Source organism: Clostridium sp. CM036 (assembly GCF_055081135.1).
In genome coordinates this window covers 3660241-3685817 of record NZ_CM143652.1, presented here as the reverse complement: position 1 = coordinate 3685817, position 25577 = coordinate 3660241, and the positions used below count along the sequence as shown (strand labels likewise).

25 protein-coding genes are annotated in these 25577 nt (G+C 31.9%); 10 read left to right on the top strand and 15 right to left on the bottom strand.

The window, feature by feature from the left end:
• Positions 1-2: 2 nt before the first annotated feature.
• The 12 genes from ACWJKE_RS17490 to hcp form a co-directional block, all read right to left on the bottom strand.
• On the bottom strand, positions 3-872 hold the full coding sequence (locus ACWJKE_RS17490) for a radical SAM protein (RefSeq protein WP_220286035.1): 870 nt from the start codon (positions 870-872) through the stop codon (positions 3-5).
• Between the two features lie 147 nt (positions 873-1019).
• Positions 1020-1649 carry an HD domain-containing protein gene (locus tag ACWJKE_RS17485; RefSeq protein WP_216302007.1) on the bottom strand — a complete coding sequence of 210 codons (630 nt, stop codon included), beginning with the start codon at positions 1647-1649 and terminating at the stop codon, positions 1020-1022.
• A 173-nt stretch (positions 1650-1822) separates the two neighbouring features.
• Positions 1823-1981: a hypothetical protein gene (locus tag ACWJKE_RS17480; protein WP_165411718.1), complete on the bottom strand. Its 159-nt coding sequence runs from the start codon at positions 1979-1981 to the stop codon at positions 1823-1825.
• Between the two features lie 67 nt (positions 1982-2048).
• Positions 2049-2279: a DUF1292 domain-containing protein gene (locus ACWJKE_RS17475; RefSeq protein ID WP_165411717.1), complete on the bottom strand. Its 231-nt coding sequence runs from the start codon at positions 2277-2279 to the stop codon at positions 2049-2051.
• A gap of 369 nt (positions 2280-2648) precedes the next feature.
• Positions 2649-4016, bottom strand: a complete 1368-nt coding sequence (locus tag ACWJKE_RS17470; protein ID WP_462959053.1) for a CCA tRNA nucleotidyltransferase — start codon at positions 4014-4016, stop codon at positions 2649-2651.
• A 35-nt stretch (positions 4017-4051) separates the two neighbouring features.
• Complete coding sequence (locus ACWJKE_RS17465) at positions 4052-4915, bottom strand: DUF6414 family protein (RefSeq protein ID WP_165411716.1); 864 nt, start codon at positions 4913-4915, stop codon at positions 4052-4054.
• A gap of 120 nt (positions 4916-5035) precedes the next feature.
• Complete coding sequence (locus ACWJKE_RS17460) at positions 5036-6241, bottom strand: DNA polymerase Y family protein (RefSeq protein ID WP_216302006.1); 1206 nt, start codon at positions 6239-6241, stop codon at positions 5036-5038.
• Positions 6242-6427: 186 nt separating this feature from the next.
• Complete coding sequence (gene ptsP, locus ACWJKE_RS17455) at positions 6428-8137, bottom strand: phosphoenolpyruvate--protein phosphotransferase (RefSeq protein ID WP_216302005.1); 1710 nt, start codon at positions 8135-8137, stop codon at positions 6428-6430.
• A 12-nt stretch (positions 8138-8149) separates the two neighbouring features.
• Positions 8150-8413: an HPr family phosphocarrier protein gene (locus ACWJKE_RS17450; protein WP_216302004.1), complete on the bottom strand. Its 264-nt coding sequence runs from the start codon at positions 8411-8413 to the stop codon at positions 8150-8152.
• 12 nt (positions 8414-8425) lie between these two features.
• Positions 8426-8917, bottom strand: a complete 492-nt coding sequence (locus ACWJKE_RS17445; RefSeq protein WP_165411712.1) for a PTS sugar transporter subunit IIA — start codon at positions 8915-8917, stop codon at positions 8426-8428.
• 304 nt (positions 8918-9221) lie between these two features.
• Positions 9222-10058, bottom strand: a complete 837-nt coding sequence (locus ACWJKE_RS17440) for a PRD domain-containing protein (protein ID WP_216302003.1) — start codon at positions 10056-10058, stop codon at positions 9222-9224.
• A 299-nt stretch (positions 10059-10357) separates the two neighbouring features.
• Positions 10358-12001 carry a hydroxylamine reductase gene (gene hcp, locus ACWJKE_RS17435; protein ID WP_216302002.1) on the bottom strand — a complete coding sequence of 548 codons (1644 nt, stop codon included), beginning with the start codon at positions 11999-12001 and terminating at the stop codon, positions 10358-10360.
• Between the two features lie 382 nt (positions 12002-12383).
• Here hcp and ACWJKE_RS17430 point away from each other — a divergent pair, with 382 nt between their 5' ends.
• From ACWJKE_RS17430 to ACWJKE_RS17415, 4 genes are all read left to right on the top strand, one after another.
• Entirely contained in the window at positions 12384-12917 is a 534-nt protein-coding gene (locus ACWJKE_RS17430) for an ECF transporter S component (protein ID WP_216302001.1), read from the top strand.
• A gap of 148 nt (positions 12918-13065) precedes the next feature.
• The gene (locus ACWJKE_RS17425) at positions 13066-14673 is read left to right on the top strand and encodes a Na/Pi cotransporter family protein (protein WP_216302000.1); all 1608 of its coding nucleotides are present in this window, start codon (positions 13066-13068) and stop codon (positions 14671-14673) included.
• A 174-nt stretch (positions 14674-14847) separates the two neighbouring features.
• Entirely contained in the window at positions 14848-15324 is a 477-nt protein-coding gene (locus ACWJKE_RS17420) for a YtxH domain-containing protein (RefSeq protein WP_462959052.1), read from the top strand.
• Between the two features lie 30 nt (positions 15325-15354).
• Positions 15355-15696: a hypothetical protein gene (locus ACWJKE_RS17415; RefSeq protein WP_216301998.1), complete on the top strand. Its 342-nt coding sequence runs from the start codon at positions 15355-15357 to the stop codon at positions 15694-15696.
• A 244-nt stretch (positions 15697-15940) separates the two neighbouring features.
• On the opposite strand, the gene ACWJKE_RS17410 is transcribed toward ACWJKE_RS17415, so the two are convergent.
• The 3 genes from ACWJKE_RS17410 to ACWJKE_RS17400 all read right to left on the bottom strand — a co-directional run bounded on the left by ACWJKE_RS17410 (position 15941) and on the right by ACWJKE_RS17400 (position 20150).
• Positions 15941-17260, bottom strand: a complete 1320-nt coding sequence (locus ACWJKE_RS17410; protein ID WP_216301997.1) for a replication-associated recombination protein A — start codon at positions 17258-17260, stop codon at positions 15941-15943.
• Positions 17261-17311: 51 nt separating this feature from the next.
• A complete protein-coding gene (locus tag ACWJKE_RS17405) occupies positions 17312-18412 on the bottom strand; it encodes a toxic anion resistance protein (protein WP_220319640.1) in 1101 nt (366 codons plus the stop codon).
• 106 nt (positions 18413-18518) lie between these two features.
• Positions 18519-20150 carry a YceG family protein gene (locus ACWJKE_RS17400; protein WP_462959051.1) on the bottom strand — a complete coding sequence of 544 codons (1632 nt, stop codon included), beginning with the start codon at positions 20148-20150 and terminating at the stop codon, positions 18519-18521.
• Between the two features lie 401 nt (positions 20151-20551).
• On the opposite strand from ACWJKE_RS17400, the gene rsxC reads away from it, so the two are divergent.
• From rsxC to ACWJKE_RS17370, 6 genes are read left to right on the top strand one after another with little or no spacing between them, the layout of a single operon-like run.
• Positions 20552-21874: an electron transport complex subunit RsxC gene (gene rsxC / locus ACWJKE_RS17395; protein ID WP_462959050.1), complete on the top strand. Its 1323-nt coding sequence runs from the start codon at positions 20552-20554 to the stop codon at positions 21872-21874.
• Between the two features lie 15 nt (positions 21875-21889).
• Positions 21890-22810: an RnfABCDGE type electron transport complex subunit D gene (locus ACWJKE_RS17390; protein ID WP_216301993.1), complete on the top strand. Its 921-nt coding sequence runs from the start codon at positions 21890-21892 to the stop codon at positions 22808-22810.
• The gene (locus ACWJKE_RS17385; protein ID WP_165411699.1) at positions 22811-23377 is read left to right on the top strand and encodes an RnfABCDGE type electron transport complex subunit G; all 567 of its coding nucleotides are present in this window, start codon (positions 22811-22813) and stop codon (positions 23375-23377) included.
• On the top strand, positions 23377-24069 hold the full coding sequence (locus ACWJKE_RS17380; RefSeq protein WP_216301992.1) for an RnfABCDGE type electron transport complex subunit E: 693 nt from the start codon (positions 23377-23379) through the stop codon (positions 24067-24069). The genes ACWJKE_RS17385 and ACWJKE_RS17380 overlap by 1 nt, the downstream gene beginning before the upstream one ends.
• A 25-nt stretch (positions 24070-24094) precedes the next feature.
• Positions 24095-24682: an electron transport complex subunit RsxA gene (gene rsxA / locus ACWJKE_RS17375; protein ID WP_216301991.1), complete on the top strand. Its 588-nt coding sequence runs from the start codon at positions 24095-24097 to the stop codon at positions 24680-24682.
• Positions 24683-24688: 6 nt separating this feature from the next.
• Positions 24689-25540, top strand: a complete 852-nt coding sequence (locus ACWJKE_RS17370; protein WP_216302046.1) for an RnfABCDGE type electron transport complex subunit B — start codon at positions 24689-24691, stop codon at positions 25538-25540.
• Positions 25541-25577: the final 37 nt, after the last annotated feature.

The window sequence follows — 25577 nt, the reverse complement described above, 5'->3', positions numbered from 1 at the left end:
TTTTATAGTCTTCTGTATTCCTCTTGCCTATACCTATATTTTCCTTTCAGTACAAGGTCAATGTCTCCCACTAACTGATTCTTATCTTGTGGCAATGTTCCAGAAAGTGCCATATAATTTGAAGCATGATTGCTTCTGAAAACACAGTTAGCAACTTCTACATTTTTAAGGAACTCTCTCATCTCATACATTATTTGTTCTGGCGTTAATATATGAAAAGTCCCGTTCTGTACATCCTCATATATAGGGGTTCCCCTCTCTAACATTAAAGTTAAAAATCCTACATAATCTGGGTTTATAGCGCTTATAAGTTTAGCCGATTCTATTGCATGTTCACTTATTTTTTCTGTGCCACCTATTCCTGAAATCAAGGTAGTGGATAACTTTATCCCACTTTCTTTAACCTTGCAGCCTGCAATAATCATTTCCTCAGCAGTTACGCCCTTATTTATACTTTTTAATATTTCATTACTTCCAGATTCAACACCTAGATACACAATCCCAACGCCAAGATCCTTAAGCTGCCTAAGATCCGCTAAAGATTTTCTCAAAATATCACTAGGAGCAGCATAAATCCCTACTCTTTCACACTGAGGGAACAATTCTCTTATTTTTAATAAAATCAATTTCAATTTATTAGTTTCAATAACTAAAGCATCTCCATCTGCTAGAAATATCTTTTTAACTACCCTATATGTTGATTTAGCATGCTGTAAATCAACCATAATATCTTTTAAATCACGTATTCTAAACTTCTTATCTTTGTACATATTGCAAAAGCTGCACGCATTATGTGAACATCCGATTGTAACTTGCAGTATAAGACTGTAGGCCTCACTTGGTGGTCTGTATACTGTTCCTTCATACCTCACTGTAATCATCTCCAAACTTCGTAAATTCAATGAATTTTATTTGTTGCATACTTTATTAGTATATCATAGGTTTTTCCATAAAAATAAATCCTTTTTATACTATACTCGTTAAACTCACAAAGTAATTTAGTGCTTAATCTATGTAAATTATTTTGAGCGCGATAAATACTCTTCACAAGTGCGAATAAAAGATTTAATATTTTCTTTCTCCTCTTTAACTTTATCCTCACTGATTTCCCCTCTACCAAGTCTATCACACTGTGATAATAAGGCAATTTCTTTAAAAGATATTTCTTGCGACATGTTTTTCATATCCCCAAAAGGTAATTTTTTGTTTACAAAAAGAGTTTGCATATGCCATCTAACTAAAGCTGAAACTTGATTAATTAATTCGACCTCATCTGTAAGCGCTTCAAGAAATTTTATGCTAAGATCTTCACCAACCTTGTCATGGTCATAAGACGTTATTTTTCCTTTCCTGATTTTTGTAGTAGGTGCTTTCCCTAAATCATGTAATAATGCCCCCCACATAAACGCTCTAGGACATTCACTTTTCTCCTTTACTTTTGCTGCATTATCCACAACTAACATTGTGTGAATCCATACATTTCCTTCTGGGTGATACTGTGGAGATTGGGGAATATCTACTAAACGACTTAACAATGTATATGGATATTCATTAAAGATGATCTTATTATTTATTATTTTATCGAAATATATAGACGGCTTATCATCTTCCATTAAATGCCTCTCAAATTCTTCAAACATTTTTATCATATATTAAGTCCTTTCTATCTATTATTGATATTTTTTTATTTACATCACATTTTGTTATTATAACAAAAAGAGCAAGCTAACCTTTATTTAAACTATATACTATCATAGCTTAGATAACAAACACCTGCTCTTTTTATTAATGTATCTTTTATTATTTATTTTTTTTCATGTACCTAATATCCATTTTTTTTGGTTTCAAAAACACTTTCGTTATATGCGCTTTCTTCAACGGTTTGAATAATTTGATTTTTAGAATGTCCATTTTGTGTTTTTGTATCTTTCTTAATATAATCACGTAAATTTTCCTTCTTAGCTTCTTCACGACTCTTCATATATACTCCTCCTAATTACTTATTATTACTACATACTTCTAAATATGTTGCCTCTGCCACCGCAGTATTACTGCTCGCTAAACTTCTGTAATACTTTTTTAAACTCTTGGCCCTGTCCTATGGACAAGTATTCTGTTTCTCCATTAACTACAACTGACTTGTAAGCATATGCCTCATCCGAATCTTTAGGACCAACTATCACATATTCATTTCCATCCATTTTAATAGCATCGATCAGTTCTAAGTCGACTTTCTCACCATTTTCATTTAGTACAGTAATTATTTCACTAGCTTTCAAACACTACACCTTCTCTCATGTATTATTTTGTGCCTAAGTAAATGTTTTATACCAAATTTTCATAATAACTCAAAAGGAAATCTCCTAGGATAAAAAAAAATGCATCCGTATAACTTTCCCCTGTGCGACCTGAAATCATTTCCAGAGAAAGTTCATACTATTATGCATATCTATATTCGAAGGAGATACTATTCAAGAGCTTCTAACACTCTTTGAAGCAAATGGAGCATTACATTTTGATATTTCACCTATTGAAGGAACTCCTATAAAGGATTTAATACCTATGATTCTAAAAACTATGAAAAATAAGGGAAGTAAAGAACCTTTACTTGAAGAAATAGGAGAAGAGTAGTCTTCGATTTTAGTTTTTCACTTTACATATTCATCATAAATTATAGCTAAAAGTTTCTCTTTACTATTCAATTGCGGATTTTCTAATACTTTATCTAAAAGAAATCTAAGCATATCACCTATTTTTTCTCCTGGTTTAATAGAAAATTCACTCATTAAATCTCCACCGTTTATTGCAAGTTCTTTTATAGATAGTGGAACTTTAGATTCTAAGATAGCTAATGTTTTTTCTTCTACCTTATTAATTTCTTTTAATCTCACTTCTGGAAAACGTGAACCTAGTGCATCCGCTCTTTGCAAGGCGAAGAGATCACATACTAAATCTACACCCACTCTATTAATAAGACGTTTTACAGATGCATCTGTTGGTTTTGTAAGCACATTCATATGTTCCTTTACTAAAACACTAATTTCACTTATACTTTGATTATCAAATCTAAGACGCCCTAGTATTTGCTCAGATAATATAACACCTTTTTTATCATGTCCATAAAAATGACCTATCCCATCTTTGTCAATAGTGAAACAGTAAGGTTTAGCTATGTCATGTAATAATGCTGCTATTCTCACATTAAGTGAATGTGGGCATTTTTCCACAACCGACAAAGTATGTTCAAATATATCTTTATCATGATGAGGATTTTGCTGATTAAACCCTACAGCTAATTGAATCTCTGGTAGTATGACCTCTAATAGTTTAGTCTCTTCAAGTAATCTTAAAGCTTTAGTAGTATTATTAGATACCATCATTTTGCATAATTCATCTCTAATTCTTTCATTACTTACATTTAATATAAGTAACGAATTTGCTTTTATAGCCTCTAAAGTTTTTTCTTCTATTTCAAAATCTAACCTGGCTGAAAAACGAATAGCTCTAAGCATTCTTAGCGCATCTTCTTGAAACCTTTTATTAGGCTCGCCTACGGCTCTAATTATTTTATTCTCTAAATCTTCGGTGCCACCAAAATAATCTATAAGCCCATCTTCCTCATTAAAAGCTAAAGCATTTATAGTGAAATCACGTCTTGATAAGTCTTCTTTTAAATTTAAAACAAAAGTAACACCATCCGGTCTTCTATTGTCCAAGTATTCACCATCTATTCTGTAAGTTGTAACTTCGTATCCATCTCCATTTATCATAACAGTAACAGTTCCGTGTTTTATACCTGTAGGCACAGTTTTGTCAAAGAGTTTGATAACCTCTTGTGGTAGGGCATTGGTAGTTACATCATAGTCCTTGGGCATGGATGTCCCGATTTTGGAATCACGTATACTTCCTCCCACTATATAAGATTCATATCCATTATTTTTTAAAGTGTCTAAAATTACTTTTACATCATTTGGTATAAACATAAAGCCTACAAATATAGTATTATCTTTAATCATTCCACTCACCCTTTATTTTCACTGTAATCTTAATTCTAAATATACATTGCTATAGGTATAATTTCAATCACAGATCCGGTAATTTCTATTTGTTTTTTATCATAATCACTAATTAAACTTGTATCTTTTAGAAATCTATTTTTAAATTCTTTAAAATACTCTTCATTCAAATAATCAAAGTATGTGCCACTTAGTAAACTATAGTTATTAATTTCATTTTCCTTTGGAATTCTTACCACCTTACCAAGGACAGTGATTTTAGCACCTTCAATATAATCTAAATTGTCTGCCATATTTTTTATCTCTAAGGGCACTACAACTTTTGTATTGCTCGTCCCTATATTACTACTAATGAATTTTAAACATTTTTCTCTTTTACAATTTTCCATATCATCTTTCAAGACCTTTAAAACTTGCTTCTTAACTCTTTGCTCTTGGCTTTCAGCACCGTTCTCCACAGTTTCCGGTGAAAAAGCCAATTGCATTTCCATAACCCTAATCATATCTTCTATATATTCTATAACTGGATTTTTATACAACTCACTAGTAAACTGAACAAAATCAAATTCCTTCATATTCTTTACATCACTCTCATTATTTATAACCTTTAACAAACTTTGGTCATTTAGTATATTTTTTATTCTTGACAGTATTGTTATTACAATTGAGACTCTTTCTTCAATTTTCTGCGACGAGAATTCATTAAGAAGTTGAACATTTAAATCTCCTTGCCTTATTTTACCACAAGTAAGTTCATATAATGGTGTATTGGTACTAATAGTTAACTGTTTTCTCGTACTTTCACTTTTGATTTCGGCAAATTCCTGTATTACAATTGTATATAAATTATTTATCATATTTTCATTAAGGTATAATGGTATAAGTGCTCGATTATCCATATTTACATATACCTCCGTTACATTTTCTCAAATAATACTTCTTACCTAGTCTATATCATTTTTTTATTATTTAGAACAACAGTGTATAATATATGTTTGTTCTCTTTGCGACTTAATAAACTATTTATTTTTTAGAAATACTGATTTCATAACTGAAGTTTCACCATATTTGCGTCTAATACTGTCTATAGTTTTGTCTATTGCCCTTTTCTTTTCATCAGAATCATTACCAATATCAAAAATTGATATTTGTTTGAAATTATCCTCACTTAGATTATTAAGAGAAACTCCTAGTAGTCTTATTGGATCTCCCTTCCATAATTCATCAAAAAGTTTTTTTACTGTTTTTAGTATTTCCTGCGTTGAATCTGTAGCACTTTTTAAAGTCGTGCTACGCGAATAATCAACAAATTCATGATTCCTTATAGTTATGCAAATACAGTAACAGCATTTTTTTATATTTCTTAATCTAGAAGCTGTGTGCTCTACTAATGCTAATAATATTTTATAGGCTTCATCTTTACTTTTAACATCTTCTGATAATGTAGTCGAATTGCTTATTCCTTTTAGCTCATGTTTATTTGACTTTACCTCTCTATTATCTATACCATTGGCATATTTCCACATCATAAGTCCACTACTTTTAAAGTGGTATTTCAAAAATCCAACATCATACTGAGCTAAATCTCCTATAGTAAATATGTTTAAATTATTAAGCCTAGGAACGGTTCTCTTTCCAACCATGAAAAGCTCACCAACTGGAAGATTCCACAGTTTCTTTTCTATTTCATTTTCATAAAGCGTATGCACTTTATCAGGTTTCTCAAAATCAGATGCCATCTTAGCTAGAAGCTTAACATTTGATATGCCCACATTTACTGTAAATCCAAGTTCATTTTTTATTCTGTCCTTAATATCCCAAGCTATCTTGAGTGCTGCTTCTTTTGAGGTATTATAACTTGTCATATCTAGAAAACATTCATCTATAGAAAATTTCTCCACATAAGGTGTATAGTCTCCAAAAATTTCTCTCATACTTCTACTACATCTTTCATATAACCTAAAGTCAGGTGATATAACTATCATGTTTTTACACTTCTTTCTTGCAGTAAATAAACTCTCTCCTGTTATTATTCCACTTTTTTTAGCTATCATAGATTTTGCGAGTACTACTCCTCTTCTAGACTCCGCGTCTCCGCCTATTACCGAGGCTATATCTCTTAAATCAATATCCGAGCCTTTTCTAAGTTTATCCGTAGCACTCCAAGAAAGAAACGCTGAATTAACATCTATATGAAATATAAGTTTCTCTTTTAATTTAATCATCTAATCTCATCCTTTACATAATGGACATTTATGAAGGCATCCTTAAAATATTTTTCACATAAATATATTATATAGAACTTTAGTGCAAAAAAGCAACCTATCCTTTATTAAGAATAGATTGCTTTAGTGAAACGATTGATTTTATTACTTATACGTTAGTATAAGCCTTATTTACTAATATAGGCCTTATGCCTTAATATTAGCTTTTATATATTCCTTTATTTCATCTGAATCTCCAAATGATAATACTGGTTCTGATAGCTTTATGCATTCTTCATAGCTAGAATTTGTAACAGTTTTACGTGCTCTTAATATTGAAGAGGCACTCATACTGAATTCATCTAATCCAAATCCAAGTAGTACAGGAATAAGATTTGTATCCCCTGCCATTTCACCACACATGTTTACCTTTATTCCTGCCTTGTGACCATTATCTATTACGATTTTAATAAGTCTTAAAACAGCTGGATGATAAAAATCATATAAATATGATATTTTCTCATTCATTCTATCAACTGCCAATGTATATTGAATTAAATCATTAGTACCTATACTAAAGAAGTCTACTTCTTTAGCTAATACATCTGACATTATTGCAGCTGATGGTATTTCTATCATAATACCCACTTCAATATTCTCATCAAATACTACGCCCTCTGACTTAAGTTCATTTTTACACTGCGCGAGTATTTTTTTAGCCATTCTAAGTTCTTGAAGATTGCATATCATAGGAAACATGATTTTAAGCTTGCCATATGCAGATGCCCTTACTAAAGCTCTTAATTGAGTTGTAAATACGTCTGTTCTATCAAGGCAAAGTCTTATAGCTCTATATCCTAAAAATGGATTCATTTCCTCGTCCATAGGTAAGTAATTCAATTTCTTGTCTCCACCAATATCTAAGGTTCTTATAATAACAGGTTTTCCATCCATTTTTTCAATAACTGACTTGTATTCCTTAAATTGTTCTTCCTCAGTTGGAAGTGCATCTTTTGACATATATAAAAACTCTGTTCTAAATAATCCTATAGCTTCTGCACCATTTTTCAAAACAGATTCTAAATCTTCCGATGATCCTATATTTGCAGCTAATTCAACTGTTTTGCCATCTATTGTAGTAGATTTCATAGTGGCATATTTAAGTAGCTGATGTTTAGATTCAATGAATTCTTTTCGGCGTTCTTTATAATCGTTTAAAGTCGCTTCATCAGGATTAATTATAACTATACCTTCTTCTCCATCTACAATAATTAAATCGCCATCTTTAATTTCACTTATGCCATTACCTGCACCTACGACTGCTGGTAACTCTAAAGAACGTGCAATAATTGAGGTATGTGCAGTTTTCCCACCTATTTCAGTTACAAATGCCAAAACTTTAGCTTTATCAATTTGTGCTGTATCTGACGGAGTAAGATCCTTTGCTATTATTATACACTCTTCTTTAATTTCTGAAATAGAAGCTACTTTTATACCCATTAGCACATTTAACACTCTTTTGCTTACATCTCTAATGTCTGCTGCTCTCTCAGTCATATATTCATTATCCATATTTTCAAAAATAGCTGCTGTTTGTGCTGCTACAGTTTGTAGTGAGTATTCAGCATTGAATTTATCGCTTGCTATTTTCTTTTGAATAGATCCTATGAATTCTGGATCCTCAAGCATACATAAATGTGCTTCGAATATTTCTGACTTCTCACTGCCTAGCTTTTCTTTTACATTTTTAACTATTTTTTCAAGTTCAGTAATTGCTTCTTGCAAGGCATCATTAAACCTAGCTAGCTCAACCTCTGAATCTATTACCTTGCTTTCCTTTATCTCTAAGACTTCTTCTCTAATAACTAATGCTTTGCCTATAGCTATTCCAAGAGATGCACCTATTGCCTTTAACATAGCTTATTCCCCCTATTTTCCAAGTCCTTCTTCTATAAGTTTTACCATAGCTACCGCAGCGGCTTCTTCATCATCACCAGTAGTTTTTATTGTTATTTCATCATCTTTAACAGCTGCCATACACATTATAGCTACTATACTTTTTGCATTATACTCATTGCCCTCTTTTACTATAAGAACTTCTGATTTAAACTTAGAAGCCTCTTTAACTACTGATAATGCCGGCCTTGCATGTATTCCACTTTCACTTTTAACTATTGCTTTTTTTTCCATCATAATATACGCTCCCTATTTTTTTATTTTTATTGTTATAACTTCATCATTTTTATCTACAGTCCCTAACTTAAATTCTACAGATTCCATTATTTCATTATCTGTAAGAACTAGAACACTTAAATTAGTTTTAGCTTTAGCTTTTATTAATTCATTATTAAAAGTTAATAATTTATCTCCAGCCTTAACTTGTTGTCCCTTTTGCGCAAAAGCTTCGAAGCCCTCACCCTTCATCTCTACAGTATCAATACCTATGTGAAGTAGTATCTCTATACCTTCTTTGCTCTTTAAAATTAAGGCATGTTTTGTAGGGAATACTTGAAGAATTTCACCATCAACTGGTGAATATAATACTCCTTCTGTAGATTCAAATCCTATCCCATTACCTAACATTTTAGATGAAAAAACTTCATCAGGTATTTCTGATATGTCAAAACATCTTCCCACAACTGGAGATTTTAAAATCATACTCTTTCCTTCTTTGCTCTTTTTTAAAAAACTAAACATTTTTATCATCCTCGCCTTTCTCTAAGGTAGATTCAATTATTAATTATTATCCACCTAAAATTTCTTTATTATGAGATTTCACTTTAAATCTTAAATAATTATATAAACATTAGTTTATGCAATCTTTCGAATTTCAAATACATTTTAAAATCCACTAAAGTAGCTTTATCTACTTTAGTATCTTTATACATTCTTTTTAAAACGTTCTAAAAAAAGACATAAACTAATAAGATGCTCATTAGCATTTTATATGGCTCATGCCTGATCTAATCAGTAACACACCTAACATTATAAACTTTGTTTTTTAATTTGATTGCTTTAATCTATGTACATGCATACAAATATATGAAGCTTCATCTTCACAAACTTCTTTTGAAAGTTTTTCTGATATAAATTCACATACTTTCTTAGAAATTTCAAAGTCTTCGCTCATCTGAGCTTTAACAGATCCCAGCATTACATTTTTTAGAACCTTATCATTATCTATTCTATCTAAAGCATACCTTAAATGAGAAACTAATCTCCCATATTCCATTGATTTTTCACTAGTTTTTATTCCAAGTAACTCTTGGATATATTCCATTACTTCTTTAACGATTCTAGTATACTTAAGGCTTTGAGACACTTCCTCGTTAACTCTTGCAGAATATATATGAAGAGTAATAAAACCGATTTCACTTTCTGGCAAAGCCACATTTAATTTTTCTTTGATAAATTTTGTTCCTTTTTCTGCTATGCTATATTCATTAGGGTATAATGTTTGTATTTCATTTAGAAATGGATTAACTATATTAATTCCAAGTTCCATTCTTTTAATTGCAAAACTAATATGGTCGCTTAGACCAACATGTATATGTGAATTTAATTTTTCTTGTAACCTATCTTCCGCAAAAGAAATTATTTCTTCTGCTACTGCCAATATTTTACCTTCTACATTTTGAATGATTTCCACATAGTTAGCTTTTTCACTATCATCTATTTTAATAAATTTCTGGTCTATGGCACTCCCTTTAGCTATAAGTTCACCAGGTTTTTTACCAAATCCTATTCCTTTACCAAAAAGAACATAGACATTATCGTCTTTCTCTGAAACAACAACATTACTACTAAGAGATTTTAATACCTTATAATCAATATTCATGTTAAAATTACCTCTTCTATAGTTTAAAATACATTTTGGAATTATTCAAGGGTTTTTTAAAATATATTCTCGAGAATTTAAATATAGCCACTTAAATTGTCGAATTTCACTTAATTTAAAGATTAATCATTATTATTTTGCTTTTAACTATTAAATTAATGTAAACTTATTATGCAATGTAATTAAATCATCTCCTGGATCGCTGCACATATACTCCCACTTATAGAAATTGGAGACTTTCCTTCTGAAATGTCATTAAATAAGTACAAGCACCCTTTTTAGGATGCTTGTTCAACTTCTTAAGCCATAAACATTTTTATATCTTCTTCTACGCTAGAAATTCCAGCTATTCCAAAGTTCTCTACTAATACATTGACAACATTTGGGGATAAAAATGCTGGTAATGTTGGTCCTAAGTGAATATTTTTAACGCCTAGGTGAAGTAATGCTAATAACACTATTACAGCTTTTTGCTCATACCATGCAATATTATATGTTATTGGTAATTCATTGATATCATCGAGTCCAAATACTTCTTGTAGCTTCATTGCAATAACAACTAATGAATATGAATCATTACATTGTCCTGCATCTAGGACTCTAGGAATTCCACCAATATCTCCAAGTTCTAATTTATTGTATCTGTATTTTGCACAACCCGCAGTTAAAATAACTGTATCTGTTGGTAATTCTTTTGCAAAATCAGTATAGTATTCGCGGCCTTTCATTCTTCCATCACAACCAGCCATTACAAAGAATCTTTTAATTGCTCCTGTTTTAACAGCTTCTACAACTTTATCAGCTAATGCTATTACTTGATTGTGAGCAAATCCTCCAACTATTTCTCCTCTTTCAATTTCAATTGGTGCACTACATTTTTTTGCATGCTCAATTATAGCTGAAAAATCTTTTGCAGTTCCATCTTTCCTATCAGCTATATGGTTCATGGAAGGAAATCCAGATGCTCCAGTAGTATAAACTCGCTCTTTATAAGAATCCTTTGGAGGAGTAATACAGTTTGTTGTCATTAGTATTGGTCCATTAAAGCTTTCAAACTCTGAATTTTGTTTCCACCACGCATTTCCGTAGTTACCTACAAGTTGATCATATTTTTTAAAAGCTGGATAGTAGTTTGCTGGTAACATTTCACTATGAGTATATACATCTACTCCTGTACCTTCTGTTTGTTTTAACAATTCTTCCATATCCTTTAAATCATGTCCACTAATTAATATTCCTGGGTTATTACGGGTTCCTATATTAACCTTTGTAATTTCTGGATTTCCGTAGGTAGTCGTATTAGCTCCATCAAGTAGTGCCATAGCATCTACTCCATATTTACCACACTCAAGTACCAATGCAACTAATTCATCAACAGATAAGTTATCATTAGTAGTTTGTGCAAGTCCTTTTTGCATAAATGCATGCAGGTCATTGTTTTCATACCCTAAGTTATATGCATGATCAGCATAAGCTGCCATTCCTTTGATACCATAAGTTACAAGTTCTCTTAAAGATCTTACATCTTCATTTTCTGTTTTAAGAACTCCTACATTCATAGATTTGCTCTCAAATTCTTCAGAAGTACCTGTCCATATTGCACATTCTGGTATTTTACCATCTATTACTCCACCAGCATTTACGAGTTCTGCCTTAATTATTTCACGTAATTCTAATGCTTTTGTTATTGTTTCTATAAATCTAACTTTATCAAAATTTGCATTTGTTATAGTCATGAATAATCCATTTACTACAAATTTATTTACTTCTTGATTTTCTACCCCTAGTTCCCTTGCTCTTGTGCTATAAATTGATATTCCTTTTAAAACATATATTAATAAATCCTGCATATTAGCTAAATCCTCTGTTTTACCACAAACTCCTCGTGATGTGCATCCTGTGCCCTTTGAAGTTTCTTGACATTGATAACAAAACATACTCATTGTAAATTCCTCCTGTTTTTTGGATAGATAATAATTTTATAATGCCGCTTTCAAATAAATAGCCTCATATTAACTTGGTATTTATTTGAATGCACTAATTATCTTCCATATAAAAATTTAGTATTTTGAATAATTAACATCAACATAAGTAATCTGTCCTTTATTGTTGAACTACCTTTATTATAGTTGCGCACAGATTGAAAGTCGGTAACAAATGTTACAGCATTAATATTTTCTCACTGTTCTTTGTTATTATTTACCAAATATGATATTCTCCGCTGCTTCTATTAGTATGCACTTATTGCTGATACCATATAATATCAGCATTTGTCTATTATTATGGTATAATTAGTATTTAAAAAACTATTTAGGAGTGAATAAAATGAAAAATAGAAATGTTACTAACCTGGTAAAAGCAAGTCTTTTTCTTGCTCTAGCTATAGTTTTTCAAGTAGTAGGAAAGACTTTACCTGGAATAAGCCAATTTTTTGTTGGACCAGCTGTTAATGCTATCCTTATACTTACAGCTGCAATTTGTGGAGGTGGTTACGGAGTATTAGTAGCTTCTTTAACTCCGCTACTCGCCTGGTTAACTGGACAACTTGCCAGCGTTTTAGGACCCTTCCTCCCCTTTATAATCATTGGTAACATAATATTTGTTCTTAGTTTTGTAATTTTAAATAAACGTGGAAAATATGGTGAACATTTAGGAGTTATAACTGGGGCTTTTATAAAATACATATTTCTATCAATTTCCGCATCAAAACTTATTCCCTTATTCAATCTAAATATGCCTCCAAAAATAGTTAATAAACTAGTTATTACTATGGGGTCACCTCAGCTTATAACTGCGCTCATTGGAGGAGCTTTTGCATTAATACTAATTGAAATTTTAACAAAAAGAAGAATCTTATAGACCTTTCTTTAATATTTCGCAATATTTGTTGAAATAATGTACATTTTTTTTTAAAAATTAACATAAATTATCGAAACTTAACACTAACTTAACATTGTTGTGATAAAATTTCATCGGAATATTCTATTTAGAGGAGTGTTATTAAAATATGGATTATAAAATGATTTTTCAACTTTTGGGTGGTTTAGGACTATTTGTATACGGAATGAAGCTAATGGGCGATGGTCTCCAGAAGGCTGCTGGCGAAAAGCTAAAAAAAATGCTAGAGGTTCTAACTAGCAATAGGTTTTTCGCTGTACTCGTTGGTGCAGGTGTCACTGCAATTATTCAAAGCAGTAGTGCTACTACAGTAATGACTATAGGTTTTGTAAATGCAGGGCTTATGAATTTATTCCAAGCTGCTGGGGTTATTATGGGAGCAAATGTTGGTACTACAATGACTGCTCAACTTATAGCCTTTAAACTTACAGATGTCGCACCCTTTGTTCTTGCAATAGGTGCTGCTTTAGTTTTATTTTGCAAGAATAAGAAAACTAAAGACATTGGCGAGATTGTTTTGGGTTTCGGTATATTATTTGTTGGTATGTCAATGATGGAAACTGCTATGAGTCCTTTAAGTGAACTAGATAGCTTCAAGAATCTTATTTTAGTTTTAGGAAAGCACCCGTTCATGGGAGTTATTGTTGGTCTTTGTATGACAGCAACAATTCAAAGTAGTAGTGCTACTATTGGAATATTAATGGCACTTGCTTCAAATAGTAGTATAACGCTTGCTGTTGCACTTCCGATACTTTTCGGGGATAATATTGGAACCTGTGCTACTGCACTACTTGCAAGTATAGGCACAACTAAAAATGCTAAAAGAGCTGCACTGTTACATTTGATTTTTAACTTTACAGGCACATTAATATTTATGGTAGCTTTCAAGTTAGTATTAAAAATTGTTCCGATGTTTGGTGGAGATGTTCAAAGACAAATTGCAAATGCTCACACATTATTTAATGTATCAAATGTGTTTATACAAGTTTGGTTTATAAATGCTTTAGTTAAAATTGTTAATAAATTAGTACCTGGTGAGGATGAAAAATCATCTGCTCTAGTACTCGAATACTTAGATCGAAGACTACTGGAAACTCCTTCTATCGCAGTTGGACAACTTATTAAGGAAGTTACTAGAATGGGTCAATTAGCCTCGGTAAATCTTTCTAATGCGATGCAATCTTTCCTTAATTGTGATGAAAAAATGATGAACTCAGTTATTGATCATGAGGTTACAATTAACTATCTTGAGAGAGAAATAACTAGTTATATGGTGTCGCTTTCAAATACATCTCTATCTGAACATCAATCTGAAATTATTACTTCTCTTTACAATGTTGTAAATGATATAGAGAGAATTGGAGATCATGCTGACAACTTAGGTGAGCTTGCTAAAAGCAGAATGGTTAATAAACTCATTTTTTCAGAAAAATCACTATCTGATGTTACATATATGTTTGAAACTGTAAAATACTGTGTTGATAACGCAATAGCCGCTTTAGAAAATTCCGACTTAGAATCTGCTCGCAAAGCAATGAACGTAGAAAAAAAGATAGATACCATGGAAAGACAGCTTAAAAAGGAGCATATATCTAGGTTAAGTCGCCTTGAATGCACTCCTGCTGGTAGCTCTGTGTATCTAGAACTATTAACCAATCTTGAAAGAGTTGGAGACCATTCAAATAATATTGCACAAATGGTTGTAAGCTCTAATTAATCATATGAAAACAAAAAAGATTAGGACCTAGTGTAAAACTAAGTCCTAATCTTTTTGTTTTAATTTGTACTTGTCAGTATATTTTTTTACATTTCCTATATGTATTGACAAAAGTCTACATATTGTATAATATACAACCATATAATGTTTTTATATTTAGAGGGGGAAACATTTATGATATTTTCAAATTGGTATAAAAAACAAAAAAAAGAAAAAGAAAGAAAATTAAGAATTAAAGCTGCAAAAAAAATACTTATTGGTACCGCAGCTGGAAGTCTTAGTGGTTTATTAGGTGGTTTACTTTTTTCGCCAAAATCCGGAAAAGAAACTAGAGAAGATATTGCTCGTTCATCAAAAGAGCTTACGAGAACTATTAATAATAAAGTCTCTGATGCTAAAGGTAGTGTAACAGATGCTAAAATTAAAATTAAACAAAAAAGTGCTGACCTTAAAGAATCTCTTAACAGTAAAGTCTCAGATGCCAAAGATAGTGTAACAGATGCTAAATTTAAAGTTTCTCAATATTTAAATGAAAAAAAGACTTCAAAAGTAATTTCTGAAACAAAAGATGATATGACTATAACTGACAATGAAGATTTAGATACCGTTGTAGGACAACCTGTTATAGTTGAAAATGAAACTAAAAAATAATCAAAATTTTATAGAATAGTGGTGTTATTAATGTATATAAACTTTTTTAAATTAGGACAAGGCTTATTGCTTTTTCTTGGTGTAGTCATTTTAATTATACTTATAATAGGGTTATTAAAACTTATTAAAACTATATCAAGTGTAAACTCAATTATCGAAAAAAATGAAGATAATATAGATGAAATATTGTCTGTTTTACCAAAAACATTTAAAAACTTATATGAGGTAACAGACAACATAAAAGATGTTACTGAAGTAGTAGTTAAAACAACTGCCTCTGCCATTGGTACAACAGAATATTTTGAAAAATATTTAGTATATATAGTAGATATTTTAACTATTATAAAAAAAATATTTTCAAATAAAAAATAAACAAGTATATATTACTATTAATGCGTTCACTTCGCTAAGAACTACTAATTTTATTTTTAGTTAATCTGCTTAAAAACATAAACTCGCTGTCGCTCAAACATATGTTTTTCTTAACGCATCTTAATTAAAAATAAAACAAGAAGTTCTAAAGCTCGCTTAAATGCATTATACGTAATATATACTTTTTTTTGCGCATTCAAACAAATGAGGCAGATAACATAAACCTAAGTTTATGTTATCTGCTTCATTTGTTTGAATGTGACTTAAGGCGTTCTTTAATTTTTTTCTCATATCCATTGTCAAGGGCTTCATAATATACTTTGCCAATTAGCTCATCAGGCAAATATTGCTGCGCTACATAATTCCCCTCATAATCATGCGGGTACAAATATCCTACTCCATGTCCTAGTTTCTTTGCACCACTATAACTTTGATCCCTTAGATGTACAGGTATTTCCCCTATATTTTTTTCTTCTACATCTTTAATTGCATTATTTATAGCCATATAAGATGCATTACTTTTGGGAGCTGAAGCTATATAAATTGCAGCCTGTGCTAAAATAATTCTTGCTTCTGGCATGCCTATAAACTGAACCGCTTGTGCTGCATTATTTGCTACGAGTAGCGCAATAGGATCAGCATTTCCCACATCCTCGGATGCAGCTATTACAATTCTCCTGGCAATAAACTTTGGATCCTCCCCAGCGTATATCATTCTAGCAAGGTAATGTACTGTAGCATCAGGGTCCGATCCTCGCATACTTTTAATAAACGCAGAAATTACATCATAATGCTCGTCTCTATTCTTATCATATTTTATATGCTTTCTTTGGAGACATTCCTGAACAACTGCAAGGGTTATTTTTATTTTACCATCTTCATCTCTTTCCGTAGTGAGTACTGATAATTCCAAAGCATTAAGTGCACGTCTTGCATCGCCATTTGCCATATCTGCAAGATAACTTATAGCTTCACTCTCCATACAAATATCGGTGTTCCCAAATCCTACTTCTTTATCAACAAGCGCACGTGCAATAATCTTTTCAATATGTTTTTTCCTTAATGGTTCTAATTTAAATAGCATAGATCTAGATATTAATGCATTATTGACTTCAAAATACGGGTTTTCCGTAGTTGCTCCAATTAAAACTATTGTGCCTTTTTCTACAAAAGGTAACAATGCATCCTGTTGAGCTTTATTAAATCTATGAATTTCATCTATAAATAATATGGTTTTAGTATTGTACATGCCTAAATTATTCTTAGCGTCAGCTACCACTTCTCTTAATTCTTTTAGCCCATCTGTTACAGCATTAAGTCTAACAAAATTAGATTTCGTTGTATTTGCAATAACTTTAGCCAAGCTAGTTTTACCTGTACCTGACGGGCCATAAAGTAGTAACGAAGTTATCTTATCCGCTTTTATAGCTCGGTGTAAAAGCTTTCCCTTGCTTAAAATATGCTCTTGCCCTACATAGTCTTCTAATTTTTCAGGTTTTAATCTCTCAGCGAGCGGTGCTTCTTTTTGTAAGTTCTTTTGTGCTTGTAATTCAAACAGATCCATATAATCACCTTTAAATCTTTCGTTTAGTTTAAAACGCTCTATTATAATTAATTAGCTTAAAGATTTTTGTTTTAGTTTTTCTGTCATATCATGTAATTTAACTATTCCGGCTTCTCTTAATTTTTTATTCTCATCTTCAATGTTCTTTGTTTCCTCTATCCCTTGCATAATAGTATTCCAAGTTTTCTCTAGCGTTTCTATTTTTACACTTGTTCCTCCAGCGAGTTTCGCTATGTCAACACTTTGACTTCTTATATTTTCGGCATTTTTCATTAATAATTCATTAGTAGTTCTGTCAAGCTCTGCTAAAGAATCTGATACTAGCTTTTGCTTTTTTAAAGCAATAGCTTGAATTATTCCATTTTTGAATACAGGTATAGTTATTATAAAAGCAGAATGAACTTTAGATATCAACTTATAATTTCCTCTTTGAATCATTTTAATTTGAGGGGCAGTTTGTAATGATACCATCTTAGCCATTTCCAAATCATAAATTCTCTGTTTTAACATTTCAACAGTGGCTTTAGCATTCTCGTAATTTATCATATTTATTTGTTCACCACTCGCTGCTAACGCCTCAAGTCTAGGAATATCTCCATTTTCATTTTTTTCAACAACCATATTTCCTGCTGCAATGTATTTTTCTAATTCTCCATAATACTCAAAATTCTGATTATATAAGTTTTCAAGTGATAAGTTAGAACTATTTATTTCCGCCTTATAACCACTAAGCGCCGTGTAAATTTTGTCTATTTCTCCTCCGATGGTTTTATACTTACCCATCATTTTGTCAATTGCCTTACCTGGTTTACTAAATAGCTTTGCAAGAAAACCCGTTTTGTTTTCCTCAAAATCTTGCTTATCAAATTTCTTCATTATACTTGTAAGTTCTTTTATCATAACACCTGAGTCTTCAACACTACTGCTTTTAATAGAATTTAATATTTGATCCGCAAATTTTGATATTTGCTGAGCCGGTTCATTTCCAAATTCTAATATTGCATTTGCATCTTTAATATTTATATTGGCTGCAATTTGCATCACTTGTGGTGAGACTTTAAGCTGCCGACTTATGCTTATTGCTTTTTGCTCTATAGCCTTATCTTCAATGTTTTCATCCTCGATTTTAAGTATTTGATTATTTTTTTCCATGTTTTTCTCCCCCTAATATCTCGTGCGCCTATGTTTTTCTAACTTATTTTTAAGATTTTTGTGCTATAGCATAAAAATCAGCTTTCACTTTTCAACTATCAAAATATTAACTACGAAACAAATTTTCAAAAAAACCTTTCTTCTTCTCAACATGTTTTTTAAAATGCAACTTAAAACTTACATTTTCTAATCTATGAATGTCATATTTCTCAGGAAATATAAAATTTTCTATGTCGTTATACCCTGAAGGGTTATATATAATTATATCTATTCCCATAGAATTCATAAAGGCAAGCATTATACAATCTTCGAAAGATAAGTTCCCATTTTCTTCATTATTATAAACTACAATTTTAGGAACTTCTTCTGGGTAATCATATGCTTGCAGTAATTCAAGTAATGTTGTATCTAAATTTATTAACACTGAGAAAATATCCACTTGCAAATCCCTTAAATCTTCCTGTTCAACGTTTATTATTACAGGATTAAGGCATAAGTCTTTAATTTTTTCTGCCATAGTTTTTTGAAGTCCAGACCTGAGCTCCTTGTATTTCCACCAAGATGAATTAAGCATTTCCGAAACATTGAACCCTGAAAAAATATTACTCGGGTATATTTTATTAAATTTTCCATATTCCAAATGTACTACATCCATTATAGGTAGTTCATTATAAAACTTAGTAAATTTCCCAGTTGATACCTCGTTAATTTCCTTCCAGTAAATATCAATATTTTCATGAGTGCCACAAATTTTTGAGAACATGTTGGGCACGACTACAGTTGAGTCTTTAACCTTAAACCCTTCCCTTATGTATGCCTTTTCCTTAATCCAAATATATATTTCCTCATATGTAGTATTAAGGGTTACTGCCTCTACATTATAATCTGAAAACTGCCACGGTCTATAAAACCCAGAATCATCCGTATACAATGTCTTATTAAGCTCTTCTTTAGCATTGTATGCAGTGGTCTTAATTCTATCCTCAATATTAGAAGGGAACGGTTTTATTTCATAGTTACAATTATAAACAATTTCATTTGAAAAAGCATTATATTTATCAATTTCATGAAAAGCTCCAGCGTTTTTCGGATTAAAGTATAAAATATCGCAACCCAAGGTTGATAATAATATTAAATAAAAAACTTCTTCTCTTGAAATTTCTCCATAAAAGACTACCTTAGGATTAATTTTCATATAATCAAACTCTTCGAATAACTCTTTAGAATAAATATTTATCCAATGAATCACATAATTGATAATAACTTCAATTTTATGATTATCAATTATTTCATTGCTCTTAATATAATACTCTATTAGTCCCTTTAAATTATTTTTAATTTGTCTGAGCAAAACTTTATTAGATAAATTCGGAAAAAGTCCATTATCACTTATTAAATTTATAATTAAGGATACATCTAGAACTTCTCTTTTGAATACTTTTATCCAAATGTCATTTAATACATTTTGAAGTCTTATGCTAATGTCTTTATCTAATCCCTCACCAAACCGTATGTAACATGACCCTATTTTCTTTAATTCACTGTCTAAACTATGTAAATTTTCATAGTAATCTTTCTCATTGTTTTTTATACCTATAAACCTATAAAAATAATTGGGAATAGTAATAACATTAGAATTATATTCAAATTTGCTTCTTTTATAAATCTCTGTTTTTAAACTATTTATGATATCCTCATTAATGTCTAAATTCACACTTTGGATCTCCAAATTATTCAAACTATTATTCTCCATATTCACCTTACCTTTTCAATTATATTTTCTCGTAAATATAGTTTATTATCCATATTAAGTATACCATATTAATCTTATATTTTTCATTGTAATATTCCTTAAGAACACATTTTATACCAGTGGAGTTATTGGAATAATCTCACTTTTTCATAAAAGTTTTTTTTCATAAAAGGTATTCTTTTATACATACAAAAGGTATAATATATATGGTATAGTGGATTTTAGTTGTAACTGCATTAAGCTTTTACACTTTTTTATTTTTTACAATCTTAGCTATAATTTTATAGTAGTATAACAGTTAATTATTGTTATACTACTATAAACCACTAAAGAGGGTAACAATTGATAATTGTTATGCCTCTCAGAGAACTACAAGGAGGTTTATTATGGGACTTTTGACTTTTAAAAAAGGTATTCACCCGAGTGGTAGTAAAGACTTAAGTATGCACAAAGCAATTCAAGATTTGCTTCCAAAGGGCAACTTAGTATTTCCTATGCAACAACATATAGGTGCACCTTGCGAACCTTTAGTAAAAAAAGGTGATAAAGTATTGGTGGGACAAAAAATAGGTGAATCCAAAGCTTTTGTATCTGCGCCAATATATTCAAGCGTATCTGGAACTGTAAAAGACATAGCGCCGTGGCTACATAGTAATGGAACAATGGTATTGTCTGCCATTATCGAAAACGATAACACTTATGAAGAAGTGCTAACTATGACACCTCACAATGATTATGAAAAGCTATCAAAAAATGAAATCGTAACTATCATTAAAGAAGCTGGTATAGTAGGTATGGGTGGGGCATGTTTTCCTACACATATTAAGCTTACTCCTCCAGAGGGAAAAATTATCGACAGCATTATAATAAATGCTGCAGAGTGTGAACCATATTTAACTTGCGATTACAGAATGATGATGGAAAAATCCACTGAAATAGCTCTCGGCTTAAAAATTATTCTTCAAATGTTCCCTGGTGTAAAGGGATATGTTGGAATAGAAGATAATAAGCCTGATGCAATTGAAGCTATGAAAAAAGCTTGCAAAAGCATGGATAATGTACAAGTTACTCCACTTATTACAAAATATCCTCAAGGTGCAGAAAAACAATTAATTTATGCAATTACTGGTAGAGAATTACCTTCTGGTAAGCTCCCTGCAGACGTTGGATGCATAGTTCAAAATGTTGATTCTGTGTTTGAGATATATAACGCTGTAGTAAACGGTAGACCACTTATGGAGCGAGTACTAACCGTAACCGGAGAAGCAGTTAAAGAACCACTTAATTTAAGAGTAAAATTTGGAACTTCTATAGAAGAAGTTATCGAGGCTGCTGGTGGATTTAAAGAAGACCCCGTTAAAGTAATATCCGGTGGACCTATGATGGGAATGGCTTTAAGTTCATTAAAAACTCCCGTTATTAAAGGAACCTCGGGGATACTTTGTTTAACAAAACAGCAAGCTAAATTAGAACAAGAATCTAGCTGCATAAGATGTGGAAAATGCATGAACGCTTGTCCTATGTTTTTAAACCCTACAAAACTTAACTCTTTAGTTTTAAGAGGTAAGTACGATGAATTTGAAGAATACCATGGTATGGATTGCATTGAGTGTGCTTGTTGCTCTTATGTATGCCCAGCAAAACGTCATTTAACTCAAACTTGCCGTGAAGGTAAACAAACAGTAAATATCAATAGACGAAAAAAATAGATAGAGGTGACTTATATGTATACAGTATCTTCATCCCCACACATAAAATCAAATGATTCTGTGCAGGGCATAATGAGAGACGTAATAATAGCATTACTACCTGCTACCTTTGCCGGCATATATTTTTTTGGAATGCAAGCATTTTTAGTTACATTGGTATCTGTGCTATCATGTATTGCGGCAGAGGCTTTATGGCAGAAACTAACTCATAGAAAAATTACAATAGGAGATCTTAGTGCTGTGGTAACTGGTTTATTACTTGCATTTAATTTGCCCGCTGCTGTTCCGCTTTGGCTTCCTGCAATTGGAGGATTTTTCGCAATAATTATTGTAAAACAATTTTTTGGTGGAATTGGACAAAATGTAATGAACCCCGCTTTAGCCGCTAGAGCATTTTTACTTGCTTCTTGGCCAGTTCACATGACTAATTTTACCGTTGATGGTACTTCCGCTGCTACGGCACTTGGAATACTTAAAACTGGTGGTGACAATTTACCTAGTCTAATGAACGTTTTTATTGGTAATGTCGGTGGTTGCATTGGTGAAACTTCTGTACTTGCATTACTAATCGGTGGAGCCTATCTACTATATAGGAAAATAATAAGCTGGCATACTCCAGTAGTATTTATTGGTACTGTATTTGTTTTAACTGCTATATTAGGTAGAGATGGTTTAATGACTGGAAATGCATTATATGAAATTTGTGCTGGAGGCTTAATGATTGGTGCTTTCTTTATGGCAACTGATTATTCAACTTCGCCAATGACTAAAAAAGGACAACTTATCTTTGGACTTGGATGTGGAGTTTTAACCACAATTATACGTTTATATGGTGGTTATGCTGAAGGAGTATCCTACTCTATATTAATAATGAGCTTATTTGTTCCATTTATTGATAAGTTTACTGCTCCACGTATTTTTGGGGAGGTGAAATAATTGAAAGAAAATATTAAATTAGGTTTGATTTTACTTTTAATTACTGGAGTTGCGGGCTTCTTACTAGGCGGTGCCTATGAAATAACAAAAGCACCTATTGCTAATTCGATTGCTGCTGATAAGCAAGCTGCTATGAAAGCAATATTACCCACAGCTGATAAATTTGAAAAGACAGACGTGAAAATCAATGAAAAGATTTCTGAGGTTAACTCTGGCCTAAAGGGTAATGAAATAGCTGGTTATGCTATAAAAGTTGCTCCAAAAGGATACGCTGGCCCAGTAGAAATCATGGTTGGAATATCAAACGAGGGAAAAGTTACTGGGATTAAAATTTTAGCCCACACTGAAACTCCCGGTCTTGGTGCTAATGCTCCAGAACCTAAGTTTTCAGATCAATTTAAGAATAAACCTATAAACGAAAAATTAGAAGTTGTAAAAGTAGCTCCTTCAAAGGACAACCAAATACAAGCTATTACAGGTGCAACTATTACATCAAAAGCTGTAACTCTTGGTGTTAGCGATGCTATTGATTTTTACAACTCTTCATTGAAAGGAGCTGAAAAATAATGAGCGTATTTTCTGAAAGATTAAAAAATGGTATTGTAACCGAAAATCCAATATTTGTGCAAGTTCTCGCTATGTGCCCTACCCTAGCTGTTACCACAAGTGTAAAAAACGGCATAGGTATGGGACTAGCATCTACAGCAGTGTTGATTTTTTCTAATCTTTTTATATCATTATTAAGAAATGCAATACCTGATAAGGTTCGTATACCAGCTTACATTACAATAATAGCTGCTTTTGTAACATTAATTCAGTTTTTATTGCAAGGTTTTGTTCCATCTCTATATAAGTCACTCGGAATTTTTATTCCACTTATAGTTGTTAACTGTGTAATTCTTGGAAGAGCTGAATCATATGCTTCAAAACACAAAGCACTTCCTTCAATTTTTGATGCTATCGGAATGGGACTTGGGTTTACAGTAGCTTTAGCAATTCTGGGTGCAATAAGGGAATTACTAGGCGCTGGTTCAATATACGGATTTAAATTATTGGGAGCCTCTTTTCAACCTGCTATAATTATGGTTCTAGCACCTGGAGCTTTTATTACTCTAGGAATTTTAATGGCTCTATTAAACCAAAAAGCAATTAATCAAACAAATAAAGTTAATGATAAAATTGCACATTTTCATGAAATTGATCCAGTGACTGGCGCGTGTACTGGATGTGGGTCTTGTGCTCATAGTTGCAAAAAATAATTTTTTTTAAGAAAGGTGGATGGAAATGAGACTTTTTTCAATTTTTATAAGTGCATTTTTGGTAAATAACTTCTTATTAGTTAAATTCCTTGGAGTATGTTCTTTTCTTGGAGTTTCTAAAAAAACCGAAACTGCAAAAGGTATGGGACTAGCAGTAGTATTTGTTATGTTCTTAGCCTCATTCATGACTTATGGAGTCTATAACTGGATTTTAGTTCCTTTGAACATAACTTATTTATCAACACTATCATTCGTGCTAGTTATTGCAGCACTCGTGCAATTTGTTGAGATGGTTATCAAAAAAACTCAGCCAAGTCTCTATAAAGCGCTCGGAATATTTCTTCCATTAATAACAACTAATTGTGCTGTGCTTGGTATGGCTGTTATCAACATAGGTGAAAAATACAACCTAGTAGAATCCATGGTTAATGCCCTTGGAGCATCAGCTGGCTATATGCTTGCCATTGTACTTCTTTCAGGGTTAAGAGAAAGAATGGAAGAGAATGATAATATGCCACTAGCCTTTAGAGGTCTACCTATTTCACTAATTACAGCCGGACTCATGGCCATCGCATTTTTAGGCTTTAGTGGTTTAAAATTGGGGGGTATTTAAATGGATATAAATAATTTAATTTACCCAGTAATAAGCATTGGTGGTATAGGCCTTGTATTTGGTATAGTACTTGGTTATGCTAATAAGAAATTCTACGTAGCTGTTGATCCTAAAATACCACTAGTTAGAGAAGCATTGCCTAGTGCAAATTGTGGTGCATGTGGATTCGCTGGTTGTGATGCTTATGCTGCAGCTGTAGTTGAGGGCGGTGCACTCCTAAATGCATGCAGCGTAGGTGGAGCTTCTGTCGCTGAAAAAATCGGGGAAATAATGGGCGTATCCGTTGAAACCGCTAATCCACAAGTTGCCTTTGTTAAATGTAAAGGAACTTGCACGGTTGCTAAAGAAAAATATGAGTATGATGGAATCAAAGATTGCCGCCAAGCAGTTATTGCTCCTGGTGGTGGTCCTAAAGCTTGCGCTGATGGTTGTTTGGGTTTTGCAAGTTGTGTAAGAGCTTGTGAGTTCAATGCCCTTCACGTCATTGATGGTGTAGCTGTAGTATATAAGGATAATTGTGTAGCTTGTGGCGCATGCATTGCAGTATGCCCTAAGAATTTAATAGAATTAGTTCCAGCTACTCAAGAAGTACTTATTGAATGTAACTCAAAATCAAAGGGTAAAACAGTAAAAGATAATTGCGGTGTTGGATGCATTGCTTGCGGAATGTGTGCGAGAGTTTGCCCATCTAAGGCGATTGTTATGGTTAATAACTTACCTGTAATAGACTTTGAAAAATGTACACAGTGTGGACTATGTTCTACTAAGTGTCCTACAAAGGTTATTTCAAAACCATTAAAAGCTCGTGAAAACTTAAGTAAAGTCACTATTAAAGACGAGAGTGTAGTAAGTAAATAAAAAAGATAAGCAGAAGGTTTTAAACCTTCTGCTTATC